The organism is Stenotrophomonas sp. STEN022, from assembly GCF_056760155.1.
Map to the genome: position 1 here is coordinate 1 of NZ_JBRREG010000114.1, position 12399 is coordinate 12399.

10 protein-coding genes are annotated in these 12399 nt (G+C 65.2%); 3 read left to right on the forward strand and 7 right to left on the reverse strand.

What is annotated here, in order from left to right:
* Positions 1-11: 11 nt before the first annotated feature.
* On the forward strand, positions 12-218 hold the full coding sequence (locus ACVOMF_RS18325) for a YdcH family protein (RefSeq protein ID WP_481510546.1): 207 nt from the start codon (positions 12-14) through the stop codon (positions 216-218).
* A gap of 281 nt (positions 219-499) precedes the next feature.
* On the opposite strand, the gene plsB is transcribed toward ACVOMF_RS18325, so the two are convergent.
* The 4 genes from plsB to ACVOMF_RS18345 all read right to left on the reverse strand — a co-directional run bounded on the left by plsB (position 500) and on the right by ACVOMF_RS18345 (position 6073).
* Positions 500-3121 (reverse strand): glycerol-3-phosphate 1-O-acyltransferase PlsB, encoded by a 2622-nt coding sequence (plsB, locus tag ACVOMF_RS18330; protein WP_481510539.1) that lies wholly within the window; start codon positions 3119-3121, stop codon positions 500-502.
* Between the two features lie 8 nt (positions 3122-3129).
* Positions 3130-4092, reverse strand: coding sequence for a hypothetical protein (locus ACVOMF_RS18335; RefSeq protein WP_481510540.1), 963 nt, complete (start codon positions 4090-4092; stop codon positions 3130-3132).
* A gap of 362 nt (positions 4093-4454) precedes the next feature.
* Complete coding sequence (gene pyrF / locus ACVOMF_RS18340; protein WP_481510541.1) at positions 4455-5174, reverse strand: orotidine-5'-phosphate decarboxylase; 720 nt, start codon at positions 5172-5174, stop codon at positions 4455-4457.
* The gene (locus ACVOMF_RS18345; protein WP_481510542.1) at positions 5171-6073 is read right to left on the reverse strand and encodes a 5'-nucleotidase, lipoprotein e(P4) family; all 903 of its coding nucleotides are present in this window, start codon (positions 6071-6073) and stop codon (positions 5171-5173) included. Before ACVOMF_RS18345 ends, pyrF begins: the two co-directional genes overlap by 4 nt.
* Before the next feature lie 185 nt (positions 6074-6258).
* On the opposite strand from ACVOMF_RS18345, the gene ACVOMF_RS18350 reads away from it, so the two are divergent.
* Positions 6259-6924 carry a YceH family protein gene (locus ACVOMF_RS18350; RefSeq protein WP_481510543.1) on the forward strand — a complete coding sequence of 222 codons (666 nt, stop codon included), beginning with the start codon at positions 6259-6261 and terminating at the stop codon, positions 6922-6924.
* A gap of 55 nt (positions 6925-6979) precedes the next feature.
* On the opposite strand, the gene ACVOMF_RS18355 is transcribed toward ACVOMF_RS18350, so the two are convergent.
* Both ACVOMF_RS18355 and ACVOMF_RS18360 read right to left on the reverse strand, forming a co-directional pair.
* On the reverse strand, positions 6980-7507 hold the full coding sequence (locus tag ACVOMF_RS18355; protein WP_481510544.1) for a GNAT family N-acetyltransferase: 528 nt from the start codon (positions 7505-7507) through the stop codon (positions 6980-6982).
* 243 nt (positions 7508-7750) lie between these two features.
* Positions 7751-9733: a UvrD-helicase domain-containing protein gene (locus ACVOMF_RS18360; RefSeq protein WP_481510547.1), complete on the reverse strand. Its 1983-nt coding sequence runs from the start codon at positions 9731-9733 to the stop codon at positions 7751-7753.
* A gap of 76 nt (positions 9734-9809) precedes the next feature.
* On the opposite strand from ACVOMF_RS18360, the gene ACVOMF_RS18365 reads away from it, so the two are divergent.
* Positions 9810-10430 (forward strand): thymidine kinase, encoded by a 621-nt coding sequence (locus ACVOMF_RS18365; RefSeq protein WP_282272281.1) that lies wholly within the window; start codon positions 9810-9812, stop codon positions 10428-10430.
* Between the two features lie 158 nt (positions 10431-10588).
* On the opposite strand, the gene ACVOMF_RS18370 is transcribed toward ACVOMF_RS18365, so the two are convergent.
* A complete protein-coding gene (locus tag ACVOMF_RS18370) occupies positions 10589-12193 on the reverse strand; it encodes an OpgD/OpgG family glucan biosynthesis protein (protein ID WP_481510545.1) in 1605 nt (534 codons plus the stop codon).
* Between the last annotated feature and the right edge of the window lie 206 nt (positions 12194-12399).

Genomic DNA, 12399 nt, shown 5'->3' on the forward strand with positions numbered 1-12399 from the left:
AAGCTGGCGGCATGTCCGAGCTGCCGCCAATCCACGAGCTGAACCAGCGCATCGCCGAGCTGCGGGCCGAACACCGCGCCCTGGACGAACGTATCGCCAAACTGGCGGCCAATCTCGACGACGACCTGGACGCAAAGCGTCTGAAGAAGCGCAAGCTGCAGCTCAAGGACTGCATCACCAAGCTGGAAAGCATGCTGATCCCGGACGAGCCAGCCTGAGCGCGGCTCAACGCAAAGCCCGCCAACAAACAGCAGTGCCGAGCCATGCTCGGCAGGGGCTTTCCAATACACCCCATCAACCCAGCAGGGATTGTGGGAGCGGCGTAAGCCGCGAAGCGCGGCAGCGTTGAAATCACCGGCATGCCTGCACCCTGATCGAGCAGTGGCTTCGCGGCTTACGCCGCTCCCACAAGATCAATCGGTAGTGCCGAGCCATGCTCGGCAGATGCCTCATCGGTAGAGCCCAAGCGGAGCATGGCTCCGCTCTACAGGGACCTTCCTCAACCTGCCGGCGGCACGTCCGGCTTCGCCGCTTCCGGGCTCACGCGCTCGATGGTGTGGCGCAGTTCGCGGCCGAGGATGAACTTGGCGTCCTTGGCCCAGGCATCCAGGCGCTCGTCGAACAGCAGCTTGCTGTTCTGGTCCGGCCAGACCAGGCGCAGTTCGCGCATCTTCTGGATGAAGCCGCGGAACAGGGTCTTGTCGAAGAACTCCGGTGCGGCCGGTGCGTACAGCAGGCTCAGGCGCTGTGCGGCCTGTTGGCAAAGACTTTCCAGTTCACCAGCGCCGAGCGTGCCCGGGCCGTTCTTCACCAGCACCGAGATGGCGATGTAATAGCGCTCGAATGCCTGTTGCAGCGAATGGCCAATCGCACGCAGACGGAACACTTCATCGGTCTGGCCGGTGCTGCGCGCGAGCATGCCGCCATCGTCCTCGCCCACGTGCTGCAGCAGGCCTTCGCGTACGAAAACGTCGATGGTCTGATCGATGCGGGCGGCGAATTCGTCCTCGGTCCAGGGCAGGAACAACTCCGCCTGCAGGAACGGGTACAGGCCGCGACCCAGCCGCAGCAGGCCACCACGGCTCATGCGGCGGTTGTTCTGGAAGCAGCAGGCCACCCACGACGAGGCGGTGAACAGGTGCAGCACGTTGTTGCGGAAATAGCTCAACAACACCGCGGTGTCGCCACTCACGCTGAGCACATCGCCGAGCGGGTGCTTGATGCGGGTGAGGACGTTGATTTCCTCGGCGTGGGCAATGATGCGCTCGGGCGAATGCGGGGTGACAGTGACCCGGTCGGAGTACGGCATTTCCACCAGCAGCTTCTTGCACAGCTCGATCTGCGCGATCAGGTCGGCCTCGCCCATCGCGTGCTTGGGCGTGGACAGCAACGCCAGCGCCAGCAAGTTGATCGGGTTGACGTCGGCGGCGGCGTTGATGCGCTCCTGGATCTGCTCGGCAAGCGTGTCGACCGTGCCGGACAACCAACTCGGCTTCTCGTCCTCGGGCACCGGCTGGCCATCCCATTCCGGCGCCATCTTGGCCAGTACATCGTTGAGCGCGATCGGTTCGCCGAAGTTCACCACCACCTGGCCGTAGTTCTGCTTGAGCACCTTGGGAATGCCCCACAGCAGCGCCCAGATCGATTCCTTTTCCTTCGGTCGGCCAGTGAGCTCGTCCAGGTAGCTGTTGCCCTCCATCAGCTTTTCATAGCCGACGTAGATGGGCTGGAACAGCACCGGCTTGCGTGGCTGGCGCAGGAAGGCGCGCAGCGTCATCGAGATCATGCCGCCCTTGGGCTGCAGCAGGCGACCGGTACGTGAGCGCCCGCCTTCGACGAAGTATTCGATCGAGTAACCACCGGCCACCAGCTGCGCGACGTACTCGCTGAGCACCGCCGAGTACAGCGCGTTGCCCTTGATCGAGCGACGGATGAAGAACGCGCCGCCCTTGCGCAGCAAGGTGCCGACCACCGGCAGGTTGAGGTTGATCCCGGCCACGATGTGCGGCGGCACGATGCCGCGGTCGTACAGCAGGTAGCTCAGCAGCAGGTAGTCCATGTGGCTGCGGTGGCTGGGCACGTAGATGATTTCATGGCCAGGCGCGGCTTCCTTGAACTTGTCCAGGTGGTGCACCAGCACGCCGGCATAGATGCGGTTCCAGACGTGGCTGAGCATGAAGCTGGCCGAGCGCACCACCGGGGTGGAATAGTCGGCGGCGATTTCCCAGGCATAGCCCTGCGCCTTCTTCCAGGCGTCGGTGGTCTTGGAGTTGTCGCGCTTGGCCTGCACGGCAATCGCTTCGCGCACCGAATCGGCTTCCAGCACCTTGTCCACCAGCAGGCGACGGGTCGAAAGATCCGGGCCGATGATCGATTCACGGATGCGGCGGAAATGGGTGCGCAGCACGCGCTGCAGCTTGCGGACGGTGCGCTCGGGCTCCAGGCCCTCGTCGACGGTGCCGCGCAGCGATACCGGCGGGGCGAAACGGACAATGGTGTCGCGACCGTTCAGCAGGATCGCCAGCAGGCGGCGGAAGCGGCCGACCAGCGCCCAGTTTTCCGAGAACAGCACCGCGAACCAGCCGCTCTGCTTGTCCGGGGCGCGGCCGACGAAGATCGACACCGGCACCAGATGCACGTCCAGGCCCGGGTTGATGCGGTGCGCCTGCAGCAGCTTGGCCAGCGAATCGGAATGGGTCTTGGCGCCGCGCTGCTCGGGGATCAGTGCACTGTTACTGGAACGCCGCGACAGCGCCACATAGGCGCGCTTGCGTCCGGTCGGGTCGCCGGCCAGCGGCACCAGCGGCGACGGCAGGCCGGCATCACGGCAGGCCTTGTCCAGGATCAGTGCGTTGGACAGACCGTAGTCCTCCAGCACGTACACCACCGGGCGGCCATCGTTGTGCTGGCCGGCCTGCTCGGGCTCGATCTTCAGGCCCAGCCAGGGCTCGATCAGCTTGCCGAGCAGACGCGCCCACCACGGGCGACGCGCGGCACGGGCCGCGGGTGACGGTCGCACAGAGGCGCCCGGCACGATGGCAGCAGGAGTGGCGGGCGTCGCGTTGGCGTCGTCCGGCGGCAGCAGTTCGCCCTGGTCGGGCTGGGATTTCTGTTTCGACATCGGCGCCATTATGGCTTAGCCGCCGCTGCGGCGTTGTCTGCTGTTTCCGGGTCTGGGACTTCGGTCGCCTGCAAGGCGTCGGCCTTGGCCTGTTCGGCAGCGCGCGCAGCCACCAGCACGGCGTCCACATCGCTGAGCGTGCGTGCCAGATACCAGCGCTTGTCATGCCGCACCAAGGCCACTTCAAGGTCCAGCTCCTTGCCCGCCAACGGGTACTGCACGCGGACGGTGGCACGGTCGCCATCCTGCGAGACCAGGCCGGTACGCATCTGATCCACGCTTTCATCCAGCTTCAGGCCATAAGAGGCCAGCACCTGCTTGCTTGCGGCGGCGAACGGGCCCAGTTTCTGCAGGCTGCCGGTCATACCGGCCTGCTGGAAGGCCTGCTCACCGGCAAGGCCTGTGGCTCGGGCGGCAGCAGTGAGGGTGGCAATCGAGGTCTGCGCCAGCTTGGGGTCCGGCAACGGCGCGGTCTGGGCCCAATCGCTGAGCGCGGTGACAAGCTGCACGTAGTGCGCACGTTCGGCTGCGTTGTAGTCACCTTGGTGGCTGATGTACTGCACGCCAAACAGACCCAGCGAATGCGCGGCCTGTCGCACGGCGGCGGTCTGGCCCTCCAACTGCGCCTTGAAGGCCCGCTGTAGTTTGCGCTCGGCATCCTGCTCCGACAGCGTGGCCAGCAGCGCAGGCAGCTTTTCGTCCAAGGGCAGTTCGGTCAGCGGCCAACGGCTATGGCCCTGCGCCCAGGCCGCCTCCAGTTCGGCGTACTGGGCCGGCGGCACCGCAGCGCGGGCATAGCCGACCAGATCGTTGTTGCGCAGGTGCTGGGTCAGCTGGCGCACCGCCGCCGCCGGCTCGGTGGCGGCACCGGGCAGGGGCTCGGCGTTGCGCTTGCAGGCCGCCAACAGGGCAACCAGACAGACCCAGGCCAGGATGATGGTGTGGCAACTGCGTAGTGAACGGCGTTGCATGGCGGCGGCGATCCTCCCGTAGGCCAAGCATCTTGATGCCTGCCCGGTGACAGCGGCAAGCACGGTCGTCACGGTGGAGCGGTGATTTGAGAGTCGGGATTGGGGATTGGATAAAGGCGGACAGCAGGAGCCTCACTCCCCAAAGCGACGAGCGCTGTTGCCCGCTACGAATCCCTAATCCCGACTCCCAAATCCCAGACAAAAAAAAGAGGCCGCCCCGTTTCCGGTGACAGACCTCCTCAAACCGGTACGGGACCGGTAGACATGTTTGACGCATCGCCGGCAGAGCCGGACGAGACGTAGCCTACGCGCCCGATTCAGTTAAAGCAACACTTTATAAACAACTATATAAGTAATTGATTTTATTTGATTGATTCGACGATTTCACGCTGAATAGCCAGCGCCATCGCACGCGGATCGGCGGCCAGGCGGATCGGCCGGCCAACCACGATGGCATCGGCGCCGTCAGCAAAGGCCTGGGCCACGCCCACGGTGCGCTGCTGGTCATCGCCCACCGGGCCGCCGGGGCGGATACCGGGGCAGACGATGGAGAAACCCTGACCGGTAGCAGCGCGGATTGGCGCAGCTTCCTGGCCGGAAGCGATCACGCCGTCGATGCCGGCGCGCTGCGCGGCCAACGCGCGCTCCACCACCACATCCACCGGCTCACGGTCGATGCCCATCTGCGCCAGGTCCGGCCGCCCCATCGAGGTCAGCACGGTCACCGCCAGCAGGCGCATCTCCGAACTGTTGGCAGCAGCGGCCGCTTCCATCATGCCGGGGTGCCAGCCGTGGATGGTGCAGTAACTCACCGGCCACTGCGACAGGCGGCGGATGACGCCGGCAATGGTGGCCGGGATGTCGAAGAACTTCAGGTCGACGAACACGCGCTTGTCGCGCTTGGCCAGTTCGTCGAGCACGTCGAAGTATTCGCCCGAGGCCAGCAGCTCCATGCCGATCTTGTAGAACGACACGGCGTCGCCGAGCTTGTCCACCCATTCGATGGCTTCGGCCTTGCCTGGCACGTCGAGGGCGAAGATCAGGCGCTCGTCGTTACGCAGCGGCAGCGGTGCGCGGCTCATCGGGCCACCTCCAGCGCTTCACGCTTTGCCCCGTTGCGCAGGTCCGCCGGCAGCGACCAGGCATTGTTGATGGCCGCACCTTCCCAGCCACCGTAGGTGGGGTTGGACAGGATCCACCAACGCGAGCCAATCCAGCCCTGGTACTTGTCCAGCAGCAGGTCGCGCGCGGCCAGGCTGTTGTCCTCGACCTGCAGGAAGTCGGTGAACTGGTCGCCCACCTGCATCAGCACGCGGTAGTTCTGCGCCACCAGCTGGCGGCGGCAGCCCTTCTCGCTGCCGTGTTCGGTGCAGCCCGGCACCGGCGTGCCCAGGCCCAGATAGACGCTGTCATCGGCGACCGGGAAACCAACCGCGCGCAGGTTGGCGATGGTGGCGTCCTTCATCGCGGCGGTGCGGTTGCTGATGTAGATCATGGTCACGCCCTTGGCGGCGGCGGCCTGCGCGAACTGCACCGCGCCGGGTACCGGCTGCGCCTTGCGCTCATCCACCCAGGCTTCCCAGGTCGCGTCGTTGTAGCTGCTGCCATCGCGCACCAAGCGCGCCTGATAGGGCGAGTTGTCCAGCACGGTCTCGTCGACATCCACCACCACCGCCGGCTTCAACTTGGCCGACTGGTGCTTGCCGCCTTCTTCCGGCAGCAGCGCGGTCCAGCTGCCATCGGCAAGCGCCGCGTCGAGCTGTGCAGCGGCCAGCCTCCAGGTCTGCAGCGCGCTGGCCCGGTACTCCTGCGAACGCTGCACCCACAGCACGGCATTGAGGTTGTCATTGGGCGCATTGGCCGGAGCCTCGACGGCATCGGCCGGGGACGGCGAAACACGGCTCAGCGGCGCGGTGGAGCTGCAGGCAGCCAGCGACAGCACAGCGCCGGCCAGCAGGGTTAGGGCGGGGAATCGGGACATGGGAACTACCGGGAATCTTTGAAAACCGCGCAAGTTTACCGGCTCCCCGCTTTGCCCGCCTTGCCGGGCTAAACCGAGAGTCAGGATCGGATTCCGTATCGACACCCGGTCCTGACCCGGGTTTTACCCCGGATTTCGGCTCTCAGCTATGCTTGCGCCCCCCTAGCAAGACCGGAGCCCGGACCGTGACCGACGCCAGCCAGCCCCCCGATTTCCCCATCCTCGACGCCGCCCAGGCGCGCGTATTGGGCTGCCTGATCGAGAAAGAGGCCACAACCCCGGACACCTATCCGCTGACGGTCAATGCCACCCAGGTGGCCGCCAACCAGAAGACCGCGCGCGAGCCGGTGATGAACCTGGAAGCCGGCAAGGTGCAGCACGCGCTGCGCCAGCTGGAGACGCTGGGCCTGGTGCGCCAGCACTTCGCCTCGCGTGCCGACCGCTACGAGCACCTGACCGGCCCCAAGCTCGACCTGCCACGCCAGCAGGTCGCACTACTCGGCTTGTTGCTGCTGCGCGGCCCGCAGACCGCCGGTGAACTGACCACCCGCAGCGAGCGTATGGCCAAGTTCGCCGATGCCGCCGACCTGCGCCACCAGTTGGACCGCATGCAGCAGCGTGGCCTGGTCGTGCAGCTACCGCGTGCTTCGGGACAGCGCGAGGACCGCTTCATGCACCTGCTGTGCGGTGCGGTGGACGTGGATGCTCTGGCGGCGCAGTACCGCGCGCCGGCGGGTGCTGCCGCCATGGTCGACAACAGCGCTTTGGAAGAGCGCGTGCAGCAGCTGGAGGCGACCGTTGCTGCCCTGCAGGAACAATTGGCGGCGTTGCAGGAGCAGTTGGGCGGCTGAGTTCGTGCAGCGGGCATTCTGACCGTAGCCCGGGTAAGCGCGGCGCTCACCCGGGCTACGCGGCTGAAGCGGGCATGTTGACGAACAGCAGCAGCTGTTCGTCCTTGCCCGGCAGCACCACGGTGCCGTCATCGTGGAAGCCGACCTTCTCCAGCAGCGCGACGGAGCGCGCATTGCCCTGCGAGACGATCGCACGCAGTTCACCCAGGCCGAGCGTGCCGCGCGCGTAGGCAAGTACGCCTTGCACGGCTTCCAGTGCATAGCCCTGGCCGGTGTAGGCACCCAGCAAGGCATAACCGACATCCGCGCAGGGCAGGCCATCGCGTCGTACCAGCCCGGCATTACCCAACCAGGCGCCGTCGCTGCGGCGTTCAATCGCATACATGCCGAAACCATTAACGGCATAACTGCCGAAGGTGTGCTTTTGCACGTACTCGCGCGCCTGCTCCAGCGTGCGCACACCGCGGTCGCCGATGAATTCGTGGAAACCCGGTTCGTTGAGCAATTGCAGCATCGCGGCGGCATCGCCGTCGTCGTCACGCAGCAGGCGCAGTTGCAGGCGTTCGGTCTGGATCAAGGGCATGGCGGGCTCGTTGCTTTTGCCCCCTCCCTTTGGCGCAGCCAAGGGGAGGGTTGGGGAGGGGTGCTCTGGTTTTTGCCGGTAAAGCCCCTGCCGAGCATGGCTCGGCACTACCGCCGTCTCCGTTGGCCAAGGGAGGGCTGATGGGCTGTTTGCGGTAGGCCCCAATCAAAGCGCAAAACCCGGGACCAAAGCTACCCCCTCCCGGCCTCCCCCTTGGCGGCGCCAAAGGGGAGGAGACAAGCATCAATCAAACAGTGCCTGGATCGCCGCCAAACCCGCCTTGGCCCGCTCCTGCTTGTGCACGGCATCAGCTACCGGATCGGCACCATCGCGCTGGATCTCGCCGGCCGGAATTTCATCGAAGAACCGACTCGGCTTGAGCCGGATGTGCTCGCCAAACTTGCGCGTCAAACGACTGAAGCTCATCCACAGCTGGATCTTGGCGCGGGTAATGCCCACGTACAGCAGGCGCCGCTCTTCCTGCAGATTGCCTTCGTCCAGGCTGACCTGATGCGGCAGCACGCCGTCCTCGCAGCCAACGATGAACACGTACGGAAACTCCAGCCCCTTGGACGCATGCAGCGTCATCATCCGCACCTGGTTGCCGCCGTCATCCTTGTCGTTGCGCGAGATCAGCGCCAGCTGCGCGGCCATGTCGGCGGCGCTGGCACCGCGCGGACCGCTCTCGAACCACGAGGCCAGTTCTTCCAGGTTGTTGGCCCGACGCTCATAGCCGGCAGTGTCCTTGGCCGCGTGGCGCAGTTCGGCCAGCATGCCCGAGTCCTTGGCCACGCGCCGCACAAGGTCGCCGGAGCTCATCTGCCGCATGTCCAGTCGCAACGCGCGCAGGATGTCGGTGAACTTGCTCAGGCTGTTGGCCGCACGCGGGGTGAGCTGTGCCAGCGCGCCCATGCTCTCGGCGGCCTGCGCCATCGGAATGTCTTTCTCGGACGCCAGCTCCGCCAACTTGGCCAGCGTGCTTGCACCGACATCACGCTTGGGCGACTGCACCGCGCGCATGAAAGCCGTGTCGTCGTCCGGGTTCACGATCAATCGCAACCACGCCAGCGTGTCCTTCACTTCCTGCCGTTCAAGGAACACCGTGCCACCGTTGAGGTGATACGGCACACCGACCAGCTGCATCGCTTTTTCCAGCGGACGCGACTGGAAGTTGCCGCGGAACAGGATGCAGAAATCACTCCACGGAATCTTGCGGCTGGTCGCCAGGAAATGGATTTCCGCTGCCACTTTTTCCGCTTCGTGCTCGCTGTTGCGGCATTCCCACACGCGGATGCGTTCACCGTCGGCCTGGTCCGACCACAAGGTTTTCAGGTGCTCGTGCGGGTTGTGTGCGATCAACGCATTGGCCGCGCGCAACACGCGGTTGGAACAACGGTAGTTCTGTTCCAGCTTGATGATCTGCAGCTTGGGGTAATCCACGCCCATCTGCTGCAGGTTTTCAGGATTGGCGCCGCGCCAGGCATAGATCGACTGGTCGTCATCGCCCACGCAGGTGAAGTTGCCGGCGGGCCCAGCCAACTGCTTGAGCAGGCGGTACTGGGCATCGTTGGTGTCCTGGCATTCGTCGACCAGCAGATAGCCGATGCGCTCGCGCCAGGCCAGGGCGATATCCGGGTGTTCTTCCAGCACCTGCACCGGCAGGCGGATCAGGTCATCGAAGTCGACCGCATTGAACGAGGTCAGACGGGTCTGGTACAGCTCGTAGACCATCGCCGCGTCCTTCTCGCGGTTGCTGCGCGCCGCCGCCATTGCCTGCTCGGGTGACAGGCCGGAGTTCTTGGCCCGCGAGATCAGGTTCTTCATGTCCTCGATGTCGTCGGGCTTGGCGTTGGTACCGCCCAGCAGATCCTTGATCTGCGCGCCGGCATCGTCGGCATCGAAGATGGAGAAGTTGCGCTTCAACCCCACCTGTTCATGTTCGATCTGCAGGAACTTCAGGCCCAAGGCGTGGAACGTGCAGATCGTGACCTCAGCCGCGTCCTCGGCGCGCAGGCGCTTGGCCACACGCTCACGCATTTCCTTGGCCGACTTATTGGTGAAGGTGATCGCGGCGATACGGCGGGCCGGGTAGCGGCGAATGCCGATCAGATGGGCGATTTTCTCGACGATCACGCGCGTCTTGCCACTGCCGGCACCAGCCAGCACCAGCAGAGGACCTTCGGCGTGCACAGCCGCCGCGCGTTGGGGGGGATTGAGGGAGTCCAGCATGGGGTGGTTTCAGTCGCAGGCAGGCAGTGTAAGCCATCGCCCGTGAGCGCCGGCTGGCGCGGTAAAATGCGGCATGGCCAAGCTCTATTTCTACTATTCGGCGATGAACGCCGGCAAGACCACTACCCTGCTGCAGTCCGCGCACAACTACCGCGAGCGCGGCATGCGCGTCGCCCTGCTGACCCCGCACCTGGACCATCGCGCCGGCACCGGCGTGGTGGCCTCGCGGATCGGCCTGCAGGCTGAAGCCACCACCTTCGAGCGCGATACCGACCTGGAGAAGCTGATCCAGCAGGACATTGCCGCCCACGGCCGGCTCGGCTGCGTGTTGGTGGACGAGGCGCAGTTCCTGAGCAAATCACAGGTGTGGCAGCTGTCCGAGGTGGTCGACCAGCTGCGCATCCCGGTGCTGTGCTACGGGCTGCGCACCGATTTCCGCGGCGAACTGTTCGAAGGCAGCCAGTACCTGCTGGCTTGGGCCGACGAGATGCAGGAGATCAAGACCATCTGCCACAGCGGCAAGAAGGCGACGATGACCGTGCGCGTGGACGAGAACGGCTTTGCCGTGCAGGACGGCCCGCAGGTGGAGATCGGCGGCAATGACCGATATGTGTCGGTGAGCCGCGCCGAGTTCAAGAAGATCACCCGCGGCGAAGGGCGGATTGATCCGATGCAGGCGCCGCTGCCGTTGTAGGAGAAACTCGCAGGAAGTGATGCATCCCTTCTCCCCTTCACGGGAGAAGGTGCCCGGAGGGCGGATGAGGGGAGGCGCGAAGCGCTGCTTTGGCTCTCAAAGCTTCCCCTCACCCCAACCCCTCTCCCGTAAACGGGAGAGGGGCTTGAGCAAAGCCTTCAATACAACGTCCGCTCCGGCGCACCGGCTGCCGGCGGGGTGTACTGGTACAACCATGTCTCGGTCAGGGTCTTGCCGCCGCTGCGCAGGTACAGGCGCACGTCGATCTGATCGGTGCCGCCGTCCGGCGGCACCAGGTCGAACATGGCGCGGTAGCCCTTGATCTCACGCAGCGGGCGCGCCGATACCACTTCCACGCGGCCACGGCTGGTTTCCACCACCGCCTCGACGTCGGCCTTGTCGATCAGGCCGGCCAGTTCGCCGCCTTCGAAATCCACCGCGAAACGCCACGAGAAATACTCGCGCTTCTTGCCGATGATGCCGCCCAGGCCGGTGCGGCTGGCCACGCAGTGGGCGAGCGGCGGACGTGCCGGCGGCTCGGCGCCCCAGTACAGGCGATAGCCGACCAGCAACTCCTGGCCCGGTTGCGGCTTGGCCTTGGGGTTCCAGAAGGCGACGATGTTGTCGAAGGTTTCATCGACAGTGGGAATCTCCACCAGCTGCACCGAGCCCTCGCCCCACTGCCCCTTGGGTTCGATCCACAGGCAGGGGCGCTTCTCGTAGAACACGCCGTCGTCCTGGTAATGGTCGAAGTTGCGGTCACGCTGCAACAGGCCGAAGCCGCGCGGGTTGTTGTCGACGAACATGTTGAAACGCAGGTTGGCCGGGTTGCACAGCGGCCGCCAGATCCACTCGCCGGCACCGTTCCATATCGACAGGCCATCGGTATCGTGGATCTCCGGGCGCCAGTCCCAATCCATGCGGCGGTCGTTCTCACCAACCTGGTACATGCTGGTGCACGGCGCGATGCCGAGCCGCTCGATTTCCTTGCGCGGATACAACGCGCTGTCGATATCCATCAGCAACACATCGCCATTGGTGATGGCGAATCGATAGGCACCGGCCACGCTGGGTGAATCCAGCAGGCCATAAACAACGATGGTGTCCGAATCAGCGGCAGGCTGCTCCAGGTAATAAGCGATGAAGTCCGGGAACTCCTCCGGGCGCCCCATGCCGGTATCGATGGCCAGGCCTCGCGCCGATTGCCCGTACTGGCCTTCCTTGCCCACCGCGCGGAAATAGCTGGCGCCGAGGAAGGCAGCGAAATCGCGGTCGGTATCGCTGCGGGTATTGAGGCGGAAACCGGCAAAGCCGAGGTCGGCTGGCAACTCGCCATCGTGGATGCCGCTCTTGCCGTAGTTGAAGGCCGCGCCGTCATAGGCCAGTTCCTGCGCCTTGCCGTCGACCACGTCGAACATGCGCACCGGCGAATGGAAGTACAGCCCGAGGTGGAAGAACTTGGCCTGGAACTTGCCGGGCTGGTCCGCCCACAGCGCATGGTCCTGCCGATAGCTGATGGACTGGTACTGATCCCAGTCGAGCTTCTCCAGCGCGCCCGGCAGGGTGCGCTTATGGCTCTTGTAAGGCGCCTGCGCCAATGCGCGAGCCTGACCCTTGAGCGTGGCAAAGTCGAAAGGCTGCGGCTGGCCCAGGCGGCGCAGGCCCAACTGGGCGGGTTTGCCGGCCGCGCAGGCGGTGAAGGCCGGAAGACCGAACGCCGCCAGGGCGGCAGCGGCATTGCGCAGGAAGTCGCGTCGTTGCATGGAAAGACGTGCCAGTTGGGGACCGCTGCATGGTAGGCGGAATTGTGTGAATCGACAGCCAGGTACGGTCGCCTGATGAACATCCGCTTCAGCCAGCCAATGAAAGGCCTACCCCTCCCCAACCCTCCCCTTGCCTGCGGCAAAGGGAGGGGGCAAACGCAGGTAGTGCCGAGCCATGCTCGGCAGGGGCTTTCCCGGTAACGCTT